We start from the raw sequence: 19,294 nt of genomic DNA, 5'->3' as shown, positions 1-19,294 counted from the left end.
TTGCAGGAAAGTGAGAGTGGGTAACCCTGGCAATCACTGTCCTGCGGGCGGCGCACACGGAATCCCTCGCACGCTGCGTGCGAGAAAATCACCGAATATCAGTTGCAGACCAAGAATCTTCATGAAGGCAGCCTACTCCGGCTTGTCGGATTGTGCATCAGGATGTGCCTGCTGAAAGGCCGGGTGCTGCATGGCCAGGTGCTCGACCCGCTGAATACGCGCAAATGCAGTCAGGTCAACGTGGTAACGATGGGCTGCGTACAACTGCGGTAACAGGTAAATATCCGCGAGGCCGGGGCTCGAGCCAAAACAGAAACCCTGGTCCCCGATCAACTGCTCGACGGCCTGCAAGCCTTGGCCGATCCAATGCCTGGTCCAGGCCACGACAGCGGCCTCGTCGTGACCAAGCGTGCGCAACCGGTCAAGCGCCGAAACGTTGTGCAAGGGCTGGATGTCACAGCCGATAAGCGCCGCCACGGCACGCTGTCGAGCTCGCATCACGGCCTCCTGCGCCAGTAACGCAGGTTGCGGATAACGCTCCTCCAGGTATTCGATGATCGCCAGTGACTGAGTGATGACCACTCCATCGTCCAGCCGCAGCGCAGGCACCCTGCCCTGCGGGTTCAAGTCCGTGTAATCAGGTTTGTTTTGCTCGCCGCCCTCAAGCGCCAGGTTGACCGGAACCGCCGTGTAATCCAGCCCCTTGAGGGCCAGCGCAATACGCACACGGTAACTGGAGGTCGAGCGGTAATAAGTGAATAGGTCCACGGGAGTCGCCTGCCTGACGCATGGGTGCGTGTTTTTATTTTCGTAACCGCATTACGTAATGCGTAAATTGCGTGATCAGACCTTCGCTGTCAACTCAAGCTTCGTAGCGAATGAGCTAGGATGCATTAACCCGATAAAAACAACCCAGGGTGGCTTGATGAATATCCTTTACGACGAACGCATCGATGGCGTGCTGCCCGCCGTCGACAAGCAACAACTGTTGCAGGCGCTGCAACAGCAGTTGCCCGACCTGGACATCCTGCATCGGCCCGAAGAACTGCGGCCTTACGAGTGCGACGGATTGTCGGTCTATCGCAGCACACCGATGCTGGTGGCATTGCCGCGGCATGTGGAAGAAGTACAGACGCTGCTCAGGCTGTGCCACGCACGTCGCGTACCGGTGGTCGCTCGTGGGGCGGGCACCGGGCTGTCGGGTGGCGCGCTGCCGCTGGAAAAAGGCGTGCTGCTGGTCATGGCACGCTTCAATCAGATCCTCGATATCGACCCTTCGGCGCGCCTGGCGCGGGTTCAGCCCGGCGTGCGCAATCTGGCCATTTCTCAGGCGGCAGCGCCCCACGGCCTGTATTACGCGCCGGACCCGTCCTCGCAAATTGCATGCTCCATCGGCGGCAATGTGGCGGAAAATGCCGGCGGCGTGCATTGCCTCAAGTACGGGCTGACCGTGCATAACCTGCTCAAGGTCGAGATCCTGACCGTGGAAGGCGAGCCGATGACACTGGGCAGCGATACGCTGGACTCGCCGGGCTTCGACCTGCTGGCACTGTTCACCGGCTCCGAAGGCATGCTCGGCGTCATTACCGAAGTCACGGTCAAGCTGCTACCCAGACCGCAAGTGGCCAAGGTGCTGCTGGCGGCGTTCGATTCAGTGGAAAAGGCCGGACGCGCGGTGGCCGATATCATCGCCGCGGGCATTATCCCCGGCGGACTTGAGATGATGGACAATCTGGCGATTCGTGCCGCCGAGGATTTCATTCACGCAGGTTACCCGGTCGATGCCGAAGCCATTCTGCTCTGTGAACTGGACGGCGTCGAAGCCGACGTGCACGCCGATTGCGAACGGGTCAGCGAGGTATTGACACTGGCGGGCGCTACCGAAGTGCGCCAGGCGAAGGATGAAGCCGAGCGGGTCCGCTTCTGGGCCGGGCGCAAGAACGCTTTCCCGGCCGTGGGTCGCCTGTCGCCGGATTACTACTGCATGGACGGGACCATCCCGCGCCGTGAGTTGCCGGGAGTGTTGCGCAGCATCAGGGAGCTATCCGAGCAATACGGCTTGCGCGTCGCCAACGTGTTTCATGCGGGTGACGGCAACATGCATCCGCTGATCCTGTTCGATGCCAATCAACCGGGTGAGCTGGAGCGCGCCGAGGCACTGGGCGGCAAAATCCTCGAGCTGTGCGTCAAGGTCGGCGGCAGCATTACTGGCGAGCACGGTGTCGGTCGCGAGAAGATCAATCAGATGTGTGCCCAGTTCAATAGCGACGAGCTGACCTTCTTCCATGCCATCAAGGCGGCGTTCGACGCCAGCGGTCTGCTCAACCCTGGCAAAAACATCCCGACGCTGCATCGCTGCGCGGAATTTGGCGCCATGCACATACATGCCGGGCAATTGCCGTTCCCCGACCTGGAGCGCTTCTGATGAGCACGATGGACAACGACGTCAGCCAGGCACTGCTCCAGCGGGTCGATCAGGCGCTCCGCGACAACCGGCCGTTACGTATTCAGGGCGGCAACAGCAAGACTTCTCTCGGTCGTGAAACGGCTGGCGAAATACTCGATACCCGCGAGCACCGAGGCATCGTCAGTTATGACCCGACAGAACTGGTGATCACGGCGCGCGCCGGTACGCCATTGAACGAGCTGATACAGACGCTGGATGCCGCAGGTCAGATGCTGCCTTGCGAACCGCCGGACTTCGGCGCGGCAACGCTCGGCGGCATGGTCGCTGCAGGGCTCTCGGGACCGCGCCGTCCGTGGAGTGGGTCGGTGCGTGATTTCGTGCTGGGCACACGGGTCATCACCGGTCTTGGCAAACACCTGCGTTTCGGCGGAGAAGTCATGAAGAACGTTGCAGGTTATGACGTTTCACGCCTGATGGCAGGCAGTTTCGGCTGCCTGGGGCTGCTGACCGAGGTGTCGCTCAAGGTGCTGCCCAAACCGCGTCTGTGCAGCAGTATCGCACTGGAAATGGACAGCACGCTGGCCTTGGCGCGCCTTGCCGAGTGGGGTCAGCAACCGATACCGATCAGCGCGGCCAGCCATGATGGCCAAGTACTGCGTCTGCGCCTGGAAGGCGGTGAAGGTTCAGTGGCCGCAGCCCGGGACCGGCTCGGCGGCGAGCTGCTCGATGCCGCGTACTGGCAACAGTTGAATGCGCACCGCCTGCCCTTCTTCGATGACCCTCGGCCGCTGTGGCGGCTCTGTGTACCTGCTGACAGCCGCCTGCCGGATCTGCCGGGCGAGCAGTTGATCGACTGGGGTGGCGCGCAACGCTGGCTCAAGTCGGATGCTGACGGACAAACCATTAGAGCGATCACTATGGCGGTTGGCGGCCATGCGACCTGCTACAGCCAGGGCGTCGTCGACAGCCCGTTTGAACCGTTGGCCGCACCTGTGCTGCGCTACCATCAGGCACTCAAGACCCGACTCGACCCGCAGGGGATTTTCAACCCCGGCCGACTGTACGCGGAGCTTTGAAACATGCAGACCACATTGAGTGAACACGCCAGAACCCTGCCGCGCGCCGAAGAAGCCGAACGTATCCTGCGCAGTTGTGTGCATTGCGGTTTCTGTAACGCCACGTGCCCGACCTATCAATTGCTGGGTGATGAGCTGGACGGTCCACGCGGCAGGATCTACCTGATCAAGCAGGTGCTCGAAGGTCAGCCGGTCACCGAGAAAACCCGTCTGCATCTGGACCGCTGCCTGAGCTGTCGCAACTGCGAGACCACCTGCCCGTCCGGGGTGGATTACCACAACCTGCTGGACATCGGCCGCGCGGCGGTTGAGGCCCTGGTGCCGCGGCCACTCGCAGAACGCGTGCTGCGTGAAGGCTTGCGTCGCGTCATCCCCCACCCCGGGCTGTTCAAATCCCTGACCGGCATGGGCCTGAAGTTCAGGCCGTTGCTGCCACAAACCCTGGCCACCAAGCTGCCGGAGACGGTCCATCCTGCCGGACTTCGTCCGCACACCGGTCATGCGCGCCAGGTGCTGCTCCTGGAAGGTTGCGTTCAACCGGGCCTGTCGCCCAACACCAATAGCGCTACGGCGCGGGTGCTGGATCGTCTGGGCATCGGCGTTACGGCGGTCGGACAGGCGGGTTGCTGCGGCGCCGTGGATTATCACCTCAATGCACAGGAGGCAGGGCTGGACCGGGCACGGCGCAACATCGACGCGTGGTGGCCCGCGTTGCAGGGCAGTGTTGAAAGCCTGATCCAGACGGCCAGCGGCTGCGGGGCCTTCGTCAAGGATTACGGCCACCTGCTGCGCCATGATCCAGCCTATGCCGACAAGGCCGGGCAGATCAGCGCGCGAACCAAGGATCTGGTCGAACTGCTGCGCGACGAACCGCTGGAAACCCTCGGCATCAAGACCGATCAGCGCCTGGCGTTTCACTGCCCGTGTACGCTGCAACACGCGCAAAAACTCGGCGGCGAAGTCGAGCGTGTCCTGACTCGTCTAGGCTTCAATCTGACCACAGTGCCGGACGGTCATTTATGCTGCGGCTCTGCAGGCACCTACTCCATCACCCAGCCTGCCATCGCCCGTCAACTGCGCGACAACCGCATGAACGCACTGGAGAGCGGCAAACCGCAGGTGATTGCCACCGCTAATATCGGCTGTCAGACCCATCTGGCCAGCGCCGGCCGAACGCCAGTGCGGCACTGGATCGAACTGATCGATGCAGCGCTTGGCACGCCTGAATCACACTGAACCCTATTCAATAATCACTGCTCCGGAGAACCCCATGAAGATCAAAGCCGTCCTGACCCAGACCGAAATCAGCCTGATGCTCGGTGCCGCACGCGATGAAGCACGGGCCAATGCCTGGGCCGTGTCCATCGCCGTCGTTGATGACGGCGGCCATCTGCTGGCATTCGAGAGACTGGACGACGCCGCACCGATCAGCAGCTACATCGCGATCGAAAAAGCCCGCACCTCGGCACTCGGCAAACGTGAGTCCAAGGGTTACGAAGAGATGGTCAATGGCGGGCGCACTGCATTCCTGAGTGCTCCGCTGCTGACTTCCCTGGAAGGCGGTGTGCCGGTCATCGTCGACGGCCAGGTAATCGGTGCGCTGGGGGTTTCAGGCGTGAAAGCCGAACAGGATGCTCAGGTCGCCAAGGCCGGTGTCGCAGCACTTGACGCCGACTGACGGGCGGCCCGGCTGGTCACACGCAAGCCAGGCCACTGCAGGAGTCTTCATAGCCGGTAGATCGAGATCCAGCTCATGTCCGGATGGCTGGAATAGATATACGTGCCGGTCTTGTTGAGTACAGCGCCGCCTACCGACGGAAAGTAGGCAATGCAGGTGGCGATGCCCTTCACCGTATCGATCCGGTAAACGTCGTAATTACAGGTGTAGATTGCGTAGACATAGCGGTCATCCGGTGTCACGCCGATGACTTTCACCGGGTAACCCTGCGTGCCGATTTTTTCCCGATAGAAGGTTTTATTGGTCGCGGCATCGACGATGTAGACCTCGTCGATGCCGCCGACATACAGCCAGGCGCCATCGGAACTGAAGGCCATCGAACGTGGGTCGGAAAACCCGGTAATGTCATGCTGCAGGTAATCGACCTTGCTGATCGCAAGAACATCGGTAGGCGCGGTGCGATCAACCAGCATGGTCGCGTAAAACCTGTCGTTCAACGGACTGATCCCGAGGGCCAGCGATGCGTTGGTCAGGGCGCCCAGATCGAACTCGTTTTCGACCGTGTAATTCTCGGTCTCGATCAGGCGAATCAAACCGCCGAGCGCATTCTGAAAGGACAGGCAGATAAAACGGCCATCGGCACTGCACAGGATCCTGTTGACGTTGGCTGCCGGGAGTATCCTGATCACTTCGCGCAGGCGCGTATCGACCACGTAGCACCTTTTCTGGCCAATGGTGTAAAGCCTTTTACCATCGGGGCTCAGGGTAATCGCGCCGGCCCCTGCCCGCTTGATGGCGCCCGTTACGCTGGCACTGGCGATGTCGACCACACTGACTTCCCGGCCACTTTCATGGGCGACATACAACGTGGTTTCATCAGGGCTGATAGCGATCTGTGCGGGTACAAAGCCCAGGGGGATAATGCCGGTCAGCCACGCGATGTCCAAGGGCACACCCGAACCGACGGGGTCAGCGATATGCGTCAAGGCTCTAACGTTCTGAGATGCTTTTTTTTGCATTTCTCTGATCCTTCAATAGGTCTTGTAAGACCGCCAGAACGGGGAATAGATAAGAAGATATATCCCCGTCATCCAACGATGCGGCCAAGACACTTATGCCGCTCCGAGCCAAAAACATAGGGTCATTGAATACTCAACACGGGGGGATGGGTACTGTCAGAAATGACAGTCAAAATGTGCCGGAACCGTTCGAATGAGGGTATCGCTGGCAGTGCAGGACAGCGCGGTCGGGCACTCCAGCCCGAAGGCATCGAGCCCGCAGAGCGCCATTACCATTGGTCAGCGCAATGACCCGGAGAAGGCTCGCGAGAATTGGCCGGGGAAAATCCTCAAGAGCTTTCCCGCACCACCAGCTCAAAGCCGAGATCCACCAGAGGCTGCTGGGTGACCCCGTCAAGCAGGCCCAGCAATACCTGCGCAGCGCGCTGCCCGACTTCTTCTCTGGGCGTGCGTATCGAGGTCAGGCGCGGCACCATGTGCGCGGACCCCGGCAGGTCGTTGAAGCCCACCAGAGAGACTCGTTCGGGAATCGTGACGCCCAGGCGCAAGGCCTCCAGCGCGGCGCCTTGTGCCAGGTCGTCGTTACAGAAAAATACCCCGTCGACATCCGGATGCTGGTCAAGCAGGCGCGCAAACAACTCCCCGCCCAGACCGATCGACGAGGCCTGGCGTGTCGAGACCTGCAACGCGGGGTCGAACAGCCCGGCGTCTTCCAGCACCCGACGGAACCCGGCGCCACGTTGCAGTACACGAGGGTCGAGTTGGGCGGCCATGTACGCCAGCCGACGGCGGCCACGCCCGAGCAGGTGACGCGCGGCTTCAGCACCGGCCTGTTGTTGCGAGAACCCGACGCAATAGGCGCCCAGGCGGGTGTCGAGTTCCATCATGTGCACGCAGGGTATGCCGCTGGTTTCAAGCATCTGGCGAGACGCTGCCGTGTGGTCGAAACCGGTCAGCAGAATACCGCGCGGGCGATTGACCAGATGGTTGCGCAGCAGCTTCTCTTCCTCGTCAGGTGAGTAATGGTAGTTGCCGATGACCACGTCCAGGCCCCGCACGCGCAACACGTCCTGAATGGCTTCCAGCGTCTCGATGAACAACTGGTTGGACAGTGACGGCACCAGCACCACGACGGTCTGACTGCAGGAAGAAGCCAGTGCCCTGGCGGCCGGGTTGGCTACATAACCCAGGCCCTGCGCCGCAGCACGGACCTTCTCCACAAGTTCAGGCGCCACGGTGCTGATACCGCGTAACGCACGCGAGGCGGTGATCGGAGAGACACCAGCCAGCTTCGCCACTTCATTGAGCGTGGGGCGACCGGTAGAGCGGGAACCAATGCGTATCATGCGTTGCCAACTAACATAAGGGTTGCCAAATGTGTCGAATGCCCCATAAGGTAGCGCTGTCTCATGGAACGTGACAATGCTTTATCGCTGGTTTCACAGGGGTTGCCCGGTTCGGGTCCCGCGGAGAACAGCCTCCCATGCTTATTGATGAGCCCAAAACAACGACAAATAACTGGAACAGCCCGGGCTGGGACTCATGTCCACCCGAAAGAAGACAGCGCTGTCTCCAGATGAGGTGCCTACTGTGACAACTGCGAATACTGCTATTTCCGCCCTTGTGGTGATGGGTGTGTCTGGCTGCGGCAAAAGCGCCGTGGGTGCCGAGATTGCCCTGAACAGCGGCGGCCGTCTGATCGAAGGCGACGCGTTCCATCCACCGGCCAACATCGAAAAGATGAGCGCCGGAACCCCCCTCAACGACGAAGACCGTGCCGGCTGGCTGACCCGCCTGGGCGAAGAGATGGCTGCCGCCCTCGCCAACGGTGAACACCCGGTGCTGACCTGCTCCTCGCTCAAGCTCATTTATCGCCAGCGCCTGCGTGATGCGGTGCCTGGCCTGGGTTTCGTTTTTCTGGAACTCAGCAAGGAACTCGCCAGCGAACGCTGCTCGCACCGGCCTGGGCACTTCATGCCCGCCAGCCTGGTGGACAGCCAGTTCGCGACCCTCGAACCGCCCTATGGCGAACCGCTGACATTGATCGTGGACGCGTCCCAGCCTATCGATGTCATCGGCAAACAAGCCGCAGCATGGTGGAAAGGCTCTCACGCCTGATAAAGGTGTGAGTGCAAAAGACAGCGCTGTCTTGCGCACACACGATTGAAGTCGGCGCTGTTAACAGTTCCTTAAAACAATAAACCGGAGAGACACCCATGTTCGGTATGACCCATGAGACGTTCCTGCTCGTCGATGCCTTGGTGACCATCGTCGGCCTGGTGCTGCTGATCACCACCTTCAAGGTGCACCCTTTCGTCGCGCTGACCCTGGCGGCAGGCTTTCTTGGCCTGACCTCGGGAATGCCGGTCGAAAAAGTCATGAAATCCTTCCAGGACGGCTTCGGTGGCGTACTGGGCTTCGTCGGTATCATCCTTGGCCTGGGCACGATGCTCGGCAAGCTGATGGCCGACTCGGGCGGCGCAGACCAGATTGCGCAAACGCTGATACGCACCTTCGGCAAGCAGAAAGTGCACTGGGCAATGATGTTCTCTGCCTTCCTGGTGGGCATCCCGTTGTTCTTCGAGATCGGTTTTGTCCTGCTGATACCGCTGGTGTTCATTGTCGCGCGACGCACCGGCGTGCCCATCGTCAAGATCGGCATTCCGCTGCTGGCAGGCCTGTCAGCCGTGCACGGTCTGGTTCCACCGCATCCGGGTCCGTTGCTGGCCATCGGCATCTTCGGTGCAGACATCGGCAAGACCATTTTCTACGGACTGATCGTTGCTCTGCCAACCGCCATCATCGCTGGCCCGATCTTCGGTAACTGGATTTCCAAAAGTATCCCCGGTACGCCGTCCAAGGAACTGATGGACCAGATTGCCAAGGAGTCGAGCACTGACAACCTGCCAGGCTTCGGCATCACGCTGGTGACCATCCTGCTGCCAGTCTTCCTGATGCTGCTCAAGACCTTGGCCGACGTGGTATTGCCGGAAAACAACATGTTCCGCATCTGGATGGATCTGATCGGTCACCCGATCACCGCCCTGCTTGCCGCGCTGTTGCTGGCGTTCTACACCTTTGGTGCCGCGCGCGGGTTTGACCGCAGCAAGATCATGAAGCTGCTGGACCAGAGTCTCGCTCCGGTGGCGGCAATCGTGCTGATCGTGGGCGCAGGCGGTGGCTTCAAGCAGATGCTGGTGGCCAGTGGCGTCGGTGACGTGATCGGGCACATGGCTGTGCAGGCGCAGATCAACCCGATCATGCTGGCCTGGCTGGTAGCGGCGGTCATCCGCATCGCAACCGGTTCGGCGACTGTGGCAACCATTACCGGTGCCGGCATCGTAGCGCCGGTGGTCGGCCTGATTCCAGGCGTCAATCGCGAACTGCTGGTGCTGGCAACCGGTGCAGGTTCGTTGATCCTGTCGCACGTCAATGACGCCGGGTTCTGGCTGGTGAAGCAGTACTTCAACATGACCGTTGCCGAGACCTTCAAGACCTGGACAGTGATGGAAACCATCCTCTCGGTCGTCGGCCTGATTTTCATCATGCTGTTGTCGATGGCGGTGTAAACCCCGGACCAGGCCTTCGCGGGAGCTGCAGCCCGCGAACGCCTGGCCCCGCCTCACGCCTGTGCATCACCCTTCCCAGCCCCCCCCGCAATACACCACATCAGCGTGGACACTACGGTGATCTGCAGCCCCTTCCTACACACTCGTTCGCCACTTTCATTTGAATTTTCAGAAAGCCCGGGCAATCTGGTGAAGTCGTGCCTACGCTTGTACTCATATCGAAATGGCTTGAGCAGCACCGTCGACCGAGACGATGACGACCCTGAACGGTGCAGCGGCTGACGTTACTTTTTATATGACGCCAGTAAATACGGGCATTTTCACGTCGAAACGGGCAGAATTGGCGCACTCGTCGTATCCGGGATGCAAATCTCGATGACAAGAAAATGAACCGAGGGAATTTAATTCACCTGTGCGACGTCATAAGACGGATGCATTTGGATGCACTCGGCAACAATCACCACGCAAAGGCAAACGCCAGCCTCTTGAGAGAGGCGTTTTCAAGAGGCCATCAAGGAAAAGATTATGTTGATACTCACTCGCAAAGTAGGCGAAAGCATAAATATCGGTGACGAGATCACCGTCACGATTCTTGGCGTTCAAGGGCTTCAAGTCCGCCTGGGCATCAATGCACCTAAAAATGTTTCAGTGCATCGTGAAGAAATCTACAAACGTATCCAGGCAGAACTGGCTCCCAACCAGGACCCACAATAATTCCCGCACCACCCCCTTATTCAATGCTGATCTGCCGTTTATTGGCAGACCGGCCGTACGGCGTCCCTGGGACGCCGTTTTTTATGGCCGCCATTCTGCGCTTCTCTGCTGCACCGGCCTAACCGGCCTGAAGGCCTAAAGCCGCCTGCATGAACCCCTCCGAAATGAACGTCTCGGCAGCTACAGGTTGATGAGCGAGTCTGCGCGTGACCGCCTCCAGTACCACTCGGCTGGCATCATGATGAAACTGCCAGACGCCGTATATCCGGCCGTCGAAGGCGGGTTCGCTGCCCAATTGCGGGTCGACGCCCAGTCCGGCGCCCAGACCGAAAAGATGCAGGCCCTTGATTCGACGACCGTGCTGGTCGAACGGGCAGCCGCCAGCGTCCGAGTCGAGTCCCCCCTTGGCCTCGCGCAAGCTGACAAGGTTGCCATCGGCATCCTTGAGTCTGGGCAACACGGGCTGATAACCAGAGCACTGCACGATCACAGTCGAATCAGCCAGGACACGTCGTGCCTGCTCGTGTTCATCGGGGCGTCCGCCCAGTGTCTGCACCATCTGCACGTGCACGCCGGTTTTGCCTACGCGGCCGCTTTGCAGCGCTTCGCGCCCGATCTCCAGGGCACGGTAACGCAAACCTCCGGAACGGTTGATCCGACCTGAAACCGGACAGACATCAAGCTGCGCGAATGCGTAGCCGGCTGCGTGCGCCAGTTCAGCACTTTCGTAAAACAGCCTGATACTGCTCCGGTGAACCAGTGACAGTTCTTGCAAGCCAGCAAACTCCAGTGCATCCGCCAGATTCTCAAGCGTCGAGAAAGCGCTGTGAGATCCCCCGACGATGGTGATACGCCCGTTATCGGCCAGCGCCGGGGCAAATACTTCGCGTAACTGCACCGCGTTCATGCGCAACAAGCGGTCGGCGCTCTGGATAGTGCAGGTGTCCGGCAGCGTCAGACCTTGCCGGGCAAGATCATCGATCAGGTGTTGTGGATCCTGGCGCCCGCCCAGGTTGAGTACCAGCGTCTGGCAGCGCACGCTTCTTTTGCCGTACACGCTGTCAACGTGCAGACAGAACTCGTCGCCCTCGCAAATCACCTCATCAAGGCGCGTGCCGGACCATACTTCTACGCCATAACGTTGCACGATGTGGTCCAGCACCAGCCTGGCTGCCTCGGCCATGAGCAGGCCCACATCCGACAGCTGTGGCGCGCTCTGTGCCTGCGCCTTGATGCGCCAATAGGCTGCCGAGTACTCAAGGGGTTCGAACACCTCGCGCAATGCCGGATCACGAAGGCAATCGATGAATACATCGCCTACCGAGTTGGCAGTAATCCGGTAATCTCCCAGCGCACCCGCCCCGGGCTGGTCGCTTGCATCAATGACAATCAGTCCTTTGGCAGCGAGCCCGGGCATCGCGCCGCTCTTCAGGGCGTAGAACAAAAAGCCCATGCCCGCGAGCCCGGCACCTCCCACCACGCAACCGCAGGCTGTTTCCATACAGTTATCAAACATAATGATGCTCCATCGTCATTTTCATACGTGGGTGCAGTCCAGATGTTCTGGATGTCGAATACCTGATTGGTAAGGCGAACCAGCGTCCCTGCACGATTCGAGGCGAAACACATGCAGCACACTACACACGCGCTCATTCACGGCGCCCATGAGGCGACATGGTTAGAGAAGGTGTTCTTCACAAAAAATTACACTAGGTACAACAGACACAGGCCCAATGTTCAGACCTGACAGGAAGAAGGCGTCATGCTACCGCCCTTTTTAAGACAACGCTTTTATCAGCCTGAAAAGAGTGACAATGCGTTACAAAATAATTCGGGCAACTGAATAGTTGCAAAGAAAATCGGGGGTGTCAAATGGGCTGCAAGCGGCCACAACGGCCTGGAACGCTTTATAACCTGATGATTTGAATGACCTTGTATCGTTTAATTGTTGAATGCCCCTTCAAAAGAGCAGTTTTCGCTGACATTAACGCATTCAATGCGTTCAACTTATTTTTTATAGTCTGCGCCAAAAACAGCATTCTTTCGACGCTGTTAATTTGACGAGCACAAAGCGGTTTTGCGCCACCAGAGGTTCGCATTCATGAAGACCCGCCTAGCCTCTCTGCCTGCGCCAAATGCGGTGGATAAAGCGGCCCTTAGAAACGACAAGGCCCCGATCAGCGATGATCAGGGCCAGGTAACGTGATGCCAGGGCATCAGCGGGGTGTAGCAGTATCAGGCAGCGCTGTAATACGCTTTCGCCACACGGGGCATTACCGGTTCTTCGCGTAACTCGGCCACCAGTGCCGAGATGTCCCGAACCGTATTGATACGGCTGAGCGGCAGATTCATCTGGCGCTGGGTACGCCCCGATACCGGGTCGCTTATCTGCACGTTCATCTGATCATTGGCAATCGTGCAGGTGCAGCGTAACGGCAGGAACGCACGTTCAACGATGCTTCTGAGTTCTAACTCGGACAGTCCACTCGCGATCATCTCTTTATCTCCTTATGTGTGTAAGCATGTCCCGACAGTGACAAATTTTTGATAATTTTTATTGTTGATGACTTTTTAAAAACGGCCCGCGCCAGCCCGCCAATTATCCGTCGCCACTCACTTGATGCTTAAACCCGTTATACACTGCGCGCTGCACTTCAGGCAACTTCCATACCTGAATATCGATCATCCTTTTAACGCGGTTTCTTATTGAGTGCTCCCACAGAAAAAACGATTCACCCTCATGTTCTTCAACAGAATGGGACTCGGCGTGAACCGCAGCGTATAAAAGGCACGTGAAAGGAAGGAATAAAGACCGACGAACGGTTGAACATGAAATGGTTACTGCGCTCGCAAGGCACGCCCGCTCCTTCAAAAGAGTCGTGCGTGCCCCGCTCGAAAACTTACTCTTGTGTGTCTTGCATGTTCTCTTTTGCGTCGGTGCCGGACAGCCGCAGGTGAATCAGCGCAACACGCTCGCCACGCTTGTCGCGCTTTTCTTCGATGTGGAAAGGACGGAATCCCATCCGCGGATAGAACAGCAGGCCCGGGACGTTGTGGTTGTAGCAGGACGCGATCATTTCACTCGCCTCGTGCTTGTCGAACGCAATCCCCATCATGGTGGTGATCATGAAGCGCCCTACTCCTCTGGAGCGGGCTTTCGGTGCGATGATGACGTTGCCCAGCGAACAGCGGCCGCGAAACGTGCAGAGAGAAAAGTTGGCAAACCCTACTACTTCGCCATCCATCTCGATGACAGTCGAATCATGACGCGTCTCAAGCGCTTCGATGAGTTGCGAGGCGGTCAACGGGTACGTGGCCCTGGGGAACATATAGAACAGCTCATCGGCATTCTGCGGCATCTCGCAGATGAGGGGGACGTCTTTTTCTTCCAGGGGACGGTAGGTGAACATAGGCGGTAACCTCTTGAAGAAATTGAAGAAAGCGCGGGAATACAGCAGGCAGATCGGCGAATCCGGCGGCGGTAGATGACAAAAACACAGCGCCCTCGCCGACACAGCATAATCCGCAGCTATCGATAAGGGCTACCTCAATAACAAAACGTGCTAATGAGCGTCGTTGTCCAGGCTGCCTTCGGGCCACATCGCGCAAGGTATTGAAGCCACCGGTTTTACTCGCCTCGGTCTATCAATCCTTCCGGCGCAGGTACGCAATATCCTGTAACCCGGCGTTCGTCGGCTGGTCTTGCATCCCGGATGCAGATTCTGCATTTATTTCACTTTGTTGACCGGACTCTCCTTCTTATGTCGATTTCGCCTCTGGCTCGCTTCAAAGCCCGTCCGCTCAGATGGATTAGCATGATAGCCGTCATCCTTGGCCTGCCCGTTGGCTGCGCAGTGCTTGAACACAAGGAGCGCGAACTGGTATTTCGCATCGAGCCCGGTACCGCCAGCTGGTACAGCGGTCTGCCGGCAGATGTACAGGAAATCGAACTCAGTACACCGGCATTCGGTAACTCGCAGAATATCCACGCATGGTGGTGGCCCGCTGCGGACAAGAACGCCCCGGCGGTGCTGTACCTGCATGGATCACGATGGAACCTCACCGGCCAGCTGTTCCGTATCCAGCAACTCAAGGCGCAGGGTTACTCGATACTGGCGATCGATTACCGGGGTTTCGGGCAAAGCATGGGCCAGCTGCCGTCGGAGAAGTCCGTGTATGAAGACGCACGCATCGCCTGGGAACGCCTGAAGCAATTGCAACCCGATCCGCAGCGCAGGCTAATTTATGGACATTCTCTGGGCGGTGCGGTGGCAGTGGATCTGGCTGCCGAGCTGGGCGAAGACGCTGAAAAGGGCAATGTGCCGATTCAGGCCCGCGGGCTGATCATAGAATCCACGTTCACCAACCTGGCCGATGTGGCTACCGCGCTGGCCAATACCTCGCTGCCGGTGCGCTGGCTGCTGTCGCAGAAGTTCGACTCACTGGACAAGATTGCAGACATCCATATGCCGGTGCTGATCGTGCATGGCACCGAGGATCGCTATGTCCCGGCCCGCTTCAGCGAACAGTTGTTTGAGGCCGCGCAGGAACCGAAGAAACTGCTATTGGTGCCTGGCGGTACGCATAACAACAGCATGCAGCTCGGGCAGCCCGCTTACAGCCGGGCCATTCGCGCCCTGCTCGATACACCCGCATCGCTGCCTCAGGTGACAAAACAGGGCAAGGGCTCAAAGACTGCCGGTTAGACAATGCAGGGCGCGTGGCCTTAGTCTTCGGATTCATGGCTAAAGGACCCCGCAATGAACTGTATTGTCGAGTATTCAGACCCGCATCACCGTCTCGCGGTCATCCAACTGTGGAAGACCGTCTTCAATGACGAAAAGCCGCACAATCGCCCAGACCTGTCGATCGACAAGAAAAGGGCTGTCGACGACCATTTGTTTTTCGTCGCTCTAGCGGATGACGAGGTGGTCGGGACCCTCCTTGCCGGCTATGACGGTCATCGCGGCTGGCTGTATTCGGTTGCCGTTGATCCCCAACAGCGTGGCAAAGGCCTGGGCACCCGGCTGGTCAGGCACGCTGAAAAAGCGCTCACGGAGCTTGGCTGTGTGAAGATCAACCTGCAGATCCATACCTTTAATGAAAGCGTGCAGGCCTTCTATCAAACCCTGGGCTATACGCCTGAGCCCATTATCAGCATGGGTAAGCGGATTGATGCCAATGTACCTAATCTGCCCTGAGCCGTGCGCCCCCTGTTTGCAGGGGGAAAGAAACCGGCAGGCGCCTCAATCATTTATTTACATGAGAATTAATATCAAATTACAATTATTGCTATTAACGTCCTAGCAGAGCATCTCCCTTGAGCACTTCCTTCCAATGCCCTCGCCGTTCCGGCACTTTTCTGCTGTCCGCGCTTTCTCTGGCGATGTTCTCCGGCGGCGCAGTGCATGCAGCCGAAACCGCAACGCTGCCTGCCACGCAGGTGTCGGCAACCGCGACCGAAACACAGGAAGGCTACAGCGCCAAAAGCGCCAGCACCGCGAGCAAGAGCGATGTACCGCTGAAGGAAGAAGCGCAGTCGGTCAACGTGGTGACACCGCAGACCATCGCCGACTACAACGTGCGCTCGCTGGACGATGCCATGAAGTTTGTCAGTGGCGTCAGCCAGGGCAACACGCTTGGCAACACCAAGGACTCGCTGGTCAAGCGCGGCTTTGGCACCAACGATGATGGCTCGGTGCTGCGTGACGGCGTGCGCTCGGTGGTGTCGAAAAATTTCGGCGCTACCACCGAACGCGTTGAAGTGCTCAAAGGCCCGGCCTCGCTGCTGTACGGAGCCATGGAGCCGGGTGGCGTGATCAACGTGATCAGCAAACAGCCGCAATACGTGCAAAGCACCACGCTCAGTGGCTCGGCGTACAGCGAAGGCGGCGGCAGCTTCGGCATCGACACCACCGGCCCGCTGGGCGACTCGGGGCTGGCCTACCGCTTGGTGGCCGAGCGTCAGAGCGAGGACTACTGGCGTAACTACGGCGTTGACCAGCACACGCTGGTCGCGCCGTCGCTGTCCTGGACCGGGGAGCGCGCCAGCCTGACGCTGGCTTACGAATACAACGATTACGTGAGCCCGTTCGATCGTGGCACGGTGTTCACGGGCGGTCATCCTGCCAATATCAGCTACGACAAGCGACTGGATGAAAAATGGTCCAATACAGTCGGCATCAGCGAAACCGCAACCGCGCGCTTCGAGTACCAGCTCAGCGATGACTGGAAAACCCGTCTGACCTACGGCTGGAACAACGACCGCTACAGCCTCTCGATTGCCCAGCCGAGTACGCTGTCCAGCAGCGGCGTGCTGCGGCGTCAGGCCAATGGCGGCCACTACGATTATGAAACGCGTTATGCCAGCTGGGACTTCATCGGCAAGCAGGAGCTGTTTGGCCAGCAACATGATCTGCTGATCGGTGCCGAACAGGAAGACTCCGACAAGTACCGCGGCAAGACCTATCGCAACACCGCCCAGAACGGCTTCAACATCTTTTCGCCCAGCTATGGCAGCCTGGCAGAGCCCAGCGTGATCAGCGCAGCGAACAGCAACCTGAGCAATCAACTGACTTCATCGTCCATTTACCTCAAGGATAACTGGCACCTCGATGACCGCTGGATTCTGGTCCTCGGCGGCCGCTATCAGCATTATGACCAGTACATCGCCCAAGGCCTCGGCGCCAGCCGCAACACTAACCTGGACAAAAATGACGATATATTCCTGCCGATGGCGGGCCTGGTATTCAAGGTCAATGAAGACCTGTCGCTGTACGGCAACTACAGCCGCTCCTTCGTCCCCAATGATGACGTTAACGATGACGGCACCACCTTCGACCCGGAAGAAGGTCGCAGTTACGAAGTCGGGGCCAAATATGCACTGGCACCGGAACTAGACTTCAACCTTGCGGTGTTCGATATCGAGAAGAAAAACGTCGTCACCCCTACTGGCGTGACGGGTGTCAGCGAAGCCGCTGGCAAGGTAGGTTCACAAGGCATCGAGCTGGACGTGACCGGTCGAATTGCCGAGCGCTGGGACATGATCGGCACTTACGCTTACACCCACACCGAAGTGCTGGATGATCCAAGCAACAAGGGCAATCGTCTTAGCCAGGCCCCCAAGCATACGGCCAGCCTGTACCTCACCCACCACCTGCAAGTCACGTCCGGCCTGGGCGACTGGCACGCAGGTGGCGGCGCACGCTATGTGGGCGAACGTGCTGGCGACGATGCCAACACCTTCTATATGAGCAGCTACACAGTGGCGGATGCGTTTCTACGCTGGGACGTGCCCATGGCCGGTTATAAAACACGCCTGCAGTTGAATGTGGATAACCTGTTCGACAAGCAGTACTACCCGTCCAGCACCGGCAGCCAGTTGCAGGTCAACGTGGGTGAACCGCGCACCGCGCGCCTGAGTGCCAGCGTCACGTTTTAAAAGGCTGCCGCGTAGCAGGCCTGCCCAGGCGTGCTACGCGGGCATTCGCAGGGACTGATCAGAACTTCATTCGGTAAAAGCTGATCAGCGCTTCATTGCCATACAGGTATTCGAACCTGCCGATGAATGCGCTCTTCTCCAGCCACTCGTTAGGACCCAGAGAGACCTGAAAGCGCGGTGTACAGGTGCACTGATAATGGCCTTCGCTGATTGGCCATACTCCGTTCTGCAGGTCGTGCTGGCCCGCTTCGTCAACGAGTAGAGCGCCCCTGCTTTCAACGTTGATCATTTCACCCAACTGGGTGACCAGCGTGAAACGGGTTTCCAGAAAGGCAAGCTCGGATGACAACTCAACCAGCGTATTGCTACCGCCGGAGAGTACCGAGCCGCTGAAGTTTTCGCCGTAAAATTCCCCGCCCACTACATTGCTGTTGCTACGCAGCCCGTCACTGCAAATCCCCATGAGCACAGGAGCGTCGGTCTTCAGAATCACGGTCAGCATTTTTTCCAGCTGAGGAGCGGCTGCCGTATTACTACGAAAAGCACGTTTGACGGATTTGTTGAAGTCGATAATGGTCATAGAACTGTTCACTCCATCTTTGAATGGATTCGGGCAACGAATGGCCGGGGGCAGTCCATCGGCATTTATCTGCGCCTGCTTTTCCAGTAAGCTCCACGGAGTCTGCTGAAATCGTACCGAACGGTTCAGTTCCAGTCTAGAGAATTTTGCACACAATCTGCCCACTGGAGAATTGAGGATATGAATGAAGGTCCGTACTGAAGCTCGCCGCGAAGCCATCATTGATGCCGCAGCAAGTGTCTTCCTCGAAATGGGCTACGAGCGTGCCTCGATGAATGAAGTCACCAAACGAATGGGTGGCTCCAAGGCGACGATCTACAGTTACTTCCCCTCCAAGGAAGAACTGTTCATCGCCGTGGTTAACAGGCTCGCCACCGCTCATCTGGCCGACGCGGTTTCAGAGTTGGCGATCCAGGATGACAAACCGATCAATTTGAGAACACTGTTTACCCGTTTCGGGGAACGCATGCTCATGGTGCTCATCAATGACGACAAGGCACTGGCTGTCTATCGCATGGTAGTGGCCCAGTCAGGGCACTCGGACATCGGCATGATGTTTTACGAGTCCGGTCCCAGCCAGTGTTTGCAAACAGTCAGCTCACTGATGGCTCTGGCGATGCGAAAAGGCCAGTTGCGTGAAACCGATCCGCACATCGCCGCATTGCAGTTGACCTCGCTATTGACTGCCGAAACCGACATTCGTCTTTACCAGCAGGCGCCCATGCCGCTGAGTATCGAAGAAATTCACGCCATGGTCGAACGCGCGGTGGATACCTTCATGTTGGGTATGGAGAAACGTTGAGTCCGCAT

18 protein-coding genes are annotated in these 19,294 nt (G+C 58.5%); 11 read left to right on the top strand and 7 right to left on the bottom strand.

Annotation, left to right across the window (positions count from 1 at the left end):
* Positions 1-132: 132 nt before the first annotated feature.
* On the bottom strand, positions 133-768 hold the full coding sequence (maiA, locus tag BLR16_RS20035) for a maleylacetoacetate isomerase (RefSeq protein ID WP_024662294.1): 636 nt from the start codon (positions 766-768) through the stop codon (positions 133-135).
* 157 nt (positions 769-925) lie between these two features.
* Here maiA and glcD point away from each other — a divergent pair, with 157 nt between their 5' ends.
* The 4 genes from glcD to BLR16_RS20015 are packed head-to-tail and all read left to right on the top strand — an operon-like array spanning position 926 to position 5,161.
* Entirely contained in the window at positions 926-2,425 is a 1,500-nt protein-coding gene (gene glcD, locus BLR16_RS20030) for a glycolate oxidase subunit GlcD (RefSeq protein WP_074808775.1), read from the top strand.
* Positions 2,425-3,483: a glycolate oxidase subunit GlcE gene (gene glcE, locus BLR16_RS20025; RefSeq protein WP_074808773.1), complete on the top strand. Its 1,059-nt coding sequence runs from the start codon at positions 2,425-2,427 to the stop codon at positions 3,481-3,483. The genes glcD and glcE overlap by 1 nt, the downstream gene beginning before the upstream one ends.
* A gap of 3 nt (positions 3,484-3,486) precedes the next feature.
* Positions 3,487-4,719 (top strand): glycolate oxidase subunit GlcF, encoded by a 1,233-nt coding sequence (glcF, locus tag BLR16_RS20020; protein ID WP_058397950.1) that lies wholly within the window; start codon positions 3,487-3,489, stop codon positions 4,717-4,719.
* A 34-nt stretch (positions 4,720-4,753) separates the two neighbouring features.
* Positions 4,754-5,161 carry a heme-binding protein gene (locus BLR16_RS20015; RefSeq protein WP_003436282.1) on the top strand — a complete coding sequence of 136 codons (408 nt, stop codon included), beginning with the start codon at positions 4,754-4,756 and terminating at the stop codon, positions 5,159-5,161.
* A 47-nt stretch (positions 5,162-5,208) separates the two neighbouring features.
* Here the strand turns inward: BLR16_RS20015 and BLR16_RS20010 are convergent, their stop codons facing one another.
* Positions 5,209-6,180, bottom strand: a complete 972-nt coding sequence (locus BLR16_RS20010; RefSeq protein WP_003370412.1) for a YncE family protein — start codon at positions 6,178-6,180, stop codon at positions 5,209-5,211.
* A 329-nt stretch (positions 6,181-6,509) separates the two neighbouring features.
* Complete coding sequence (locus BLR16_RS20005) at positions 6,510-7,526, bottom strand: HTH-type transcriptional regulator GntR (RefSeq protein WP_054081606.1); 1,017 nt, start codon at positions 7,524-7,526, stop codon at positions 6,510-6,512.
* Positions 7,527-7,809: 283 nt separating this feature from the next.
* Between BLR16_RS20005 and BLR16_RS20000 the strand changes: the two genes are divergently transcribed.
* The 3 genes from BLR16_RS20000 to csrA all read left to right on the top strand — a co-directional run bounded on the left by BLR16_RS20000 (position 7,810) and on the right by csrA (position 10,463).
* The gene (locus BLR16_RS20000; RefSeq protein ID WP_003344097.1) at positions 7,810-8,298 is read left to right on the top strand and encodes a gluconokinase; all 489 of its coding nucleotides are present in this window, start codon (positions 7,810-7,812) and stop codon (positions 8,296-8,298) included.
* Positions 8,299-8,396: 98 nt separating this feature from the next.
* Complete coding sequence (locus BLR16_RS19995; protein WP_003436276.1) at positions 8,397-9,749, top strand: GntP family permease; 1,353 nt, start codon at positions 8,397-8,399, stop codon at positions 9,747-9,749.
* 525 nt (positions 9,750-10,274) lie between these two features.
* Positions 10,275-10,463 carry a carbon storage regulator CsrA gene (csrA, locus tag BLR16_RS19990; RefSeq protein WP_002554157.1) on the top strand — a complete coding sequence of 63 codons (189 nt, stop codon included), beginning with the start codon at positions 10,275-10,277 and terminating at the stop codon, positions 10,461-10,463.
* Between the two features lie 118 nt (positions 10,464-10,581).
* On the opposite strand, the gene BLR16_RS19985 is transcribed toward csrA, so the two are convergent.
* From BLR16_RS19985 to BLR16_RS19970, 3 genes are all read right to left on the bottom strand, one after another.
* A complete protein-coding gene (locus BLR16_RS19985) occupies positions 10,582-11,979 on the bottom strand; it encodes a pyridine nucleotide-disulfide oxidoreductase (protein ID WP_060708008.1) in 1,398 nt (465 codons plus the stop codon).
* A gap of 719 nt (positions 11,980-12,698) precedes the next feature.
* The gene (locus BLR16_RS19975) at positions 12,699-12,959 is read right to left on the bottom strand and encodes a DUF1652 domain-containing protein (RefSeq protein WP_003370403.1); all 261 of its coding nucleotides are present in this window, start codon (positions 12,957-12,959) and stop codon (positions 12,699-12,701) included.
* A gap of 404 nt (positions 12,960-13,363) precedes the next feature.
* Positions 13,364-13,873: a GNAT family N-acetyltransferase gene (locus BLR16_RS19970; RefSeq protein ID WP_003370401.1), complete on the bottom strand. Its 510-nt coding sequence runs from the start codon at positions 13,871-13,873 to the stop codon at positions 13,364-13,366.
* A gap of 351 nt (positions 13,874-14,224) precedes the next feature.
* On the opposite strand from BLR16_RS19970, the gene BLR16_RS19965 reads away from it, so the two are divergent.
* The 3 genes from BLR16_RS19965 (at position 14,225) to BLR16_RS19955 (ending at position 17,904) form a co-directional block, all read left to right on the top strand.
* Positions 14,225-15,169: an alpha/beta hydrolase gene (locus BLR16_RS19965; RefSeq protein ID WP_054081604.1), complete on the top strand. Its 945-nt coding sequence runs from the start codon at positions 14,225-14,227 to the stop codon at positions 15,167-15,169.
* A 54-nt stretch (positions 15,170-15,223) separates the two neighbouring features.
* Complete coding sequence (locus BLR16_RS19960) at positions 15,224-15,664, top strand: GNAT family acetyltransferase (RefSeq protein ID WP_058416931.1); 441 nt, start codon at positions 15,224-15,226, stop codon at positions 15,662-15,664.
* A 119-nt stretch (positions 15,665-15,783) separates the two neighbouring features.
* Positions 15,784-17,904 carry a TonB-dependent siderophore receptor gene (locus tag BLR16_RS19955; RefSeq protein WP_074808771.1) on the top strand — a complete coding sequence of 707 codons (2,121 nt, stop codon included), beginning with the start codon at positions 15,784-15,786 and terminating at the stop codon, positions 17,902-17,904.
* A 58-nt stretch (positions 17,905-17,962) separates the two neighbouring features.
* Here the strand turns inward: BLR16_RS19955 and BLR16_RS19950 are convergent, their stop codons facing one another.
* Positions 17,963-18,484 carry a DUF3237 domain-containing protein gene (locus BLR16_RS19950; RefSeq protein ID WP_003370392.1) on the bottom strand — a complete coding sequence of 174 codons (522 nt, stop codon included), beginning with the start codon at positions 18,482-18,484 and terminating at the stop codon, positions 17,963-17,965.
* A 184-nt stretch (positions 18,485-18,668) separates the two neighbouring features.
* Here BLR16_RS19950 and BLR16_RS19945 point away from each other — a divergent pair, with 184 nt between their 5' ends.
* A complete protein-coding gene (locus BLR16_RS19945) occupies positions 18,669-19,286 on the top strand; it encodes a TetR/AcrR family transcriptional regulator (protein ID WP_003370390.1) in 618 nt (205 codons plus the stop codon).
* The last annotated feature ends 8 nt before the right edge of the window (positions 19,287-19,294 follow it).

The sequence above is a fragment of the Pseudomonas sp. BS3767 genome (genome assembly GCF_900099665.1).
Classification (GTDB): domain Bacteria; phylum Pseudomonadota; class Gammaproteobacteria; order Pseudomonadales; family Pseudomonadaceae; genus Aquipseudomonas; species Aquipseudomonas cerasi.
Note: the sequence above shows the minus strand (reverse complement) of the source record. Positions and strands in the feature narration are given on the sequence as shown.

Excerpts from the sequence above, each read along its gene's own strand:
- glcD (WP_074808775.1), top strand. The coding sequence starts at position 926 with ATGAATATCCTTTACGACGAACGCATCGATGGCGTGCTGCCCGCCGTC.
- glcE (WP_074808773.1), top strand. The coding sequence starts at position 2,425 with ATGAGCACGATGGACAACGACGTCAGCCAGGCACTGCTCCAGCGGGTC.
- glcF (WP_058397950.1), top strand. The coding sequence starts at position 3,487 with ATGCAGACCACATTGAGTGAACACGCCAGAACCCTGCCGCGCGCCGAA.
- BLR16_RS20015 (WP_003436282.1), top strand. The coding sequence starts at position 4,754 with ATGAAGATCAAAGCCGTCCTGACCCAGACCGAAATCAGCCTGATGCTC.
- BLR16_RS20010 (WP_003370412.1), bottom strand. The coding sequence starts at position 6,180 with ATGCAAAAAAAAGCATCTCAGAACGTTAGAGCCTTGACGCATATCGCT.
- BLR16_RS20005 (WP_054081606.1), bottom strand. The coding sequence starts at position 7,526 with ATGATACGCATTGGTTCCCGCTCTACCGGTCGCCCCACGCTCAATGAA.
- BLR16_RS20000 (WP_003344097.1), top strand. The coding sequence starts at position 7,810 with ATGGGTGTGTCTGGCTGCGGCAAAAGCGCCGTGGGTGCCGAGATTGCC.
- BLR16_RS19995 (WP_003436276.1), top strand. The coding sequence starts at position 8,397 with ATGTTCGGTATGACCCATGAGACGTTCCTGCTCGTCGATGCCTTGGTG.
- csrA (WP_002554157.1), top strand. The coding sequence starts at position 10,275 with ATGTTGATACTCACTCGCAAAGTAGGCGAAAGCATAAATATCGGTGAC.
- BLR16_RS19985 (WP_060708008.1), bottom strand. The coding sequence starts at position 11,979 with ATGTTTGATAACTGTATGGAAACAGCCTGCGGTTGCGTGGTGGGAGGT.
- BLR16_RS19975 (WP_003370403.1), bottom strand. The coding sequence starts at position 12,959 with ATGATCGCGAGTGGACTGTCCGAGTTAGAACTCAGAAGCATCGTTGAA.
- BLR16_RS19970 (WP_003370401.1), bottom strand. The coding sequence starts at position 13,873 with ATGTTCACCTACCGTCCCCTGGAAGAAAAAGACGTCCCCCTCATCTGC.
- BLR16_RS19965 (WP_054081604.1), top strand. The coding sequence starts at position 14,225 with ATGTCGATTTCGCCTCTGGCTCGCTTCAAAGCCCGTCCGCTCAGATGG.
- BLR16_RS19960 (WP_058416931.1), top strand. The coding sequence starts at position 15,224 with ATGAACTGTATTGTCGAGTATTCAGACCCGCATCACCGTCTCGCGGTC.
- BLR16_RS19950 (WP_003370392.1), bottom strand. The coding sequence starts at position 18,484 with ATGACCATTATCGACTTCAACAAATCCGTCAAACGTGCTTTTCGTAGT.
- BLR16_RS19945 (WP_003370390.1), top strand. The coding sequence starts at position 18,669 with ATGAAGGTCCGTACTGAAGCTCGCCGCGAAGCCATCATTGATGCCGCA.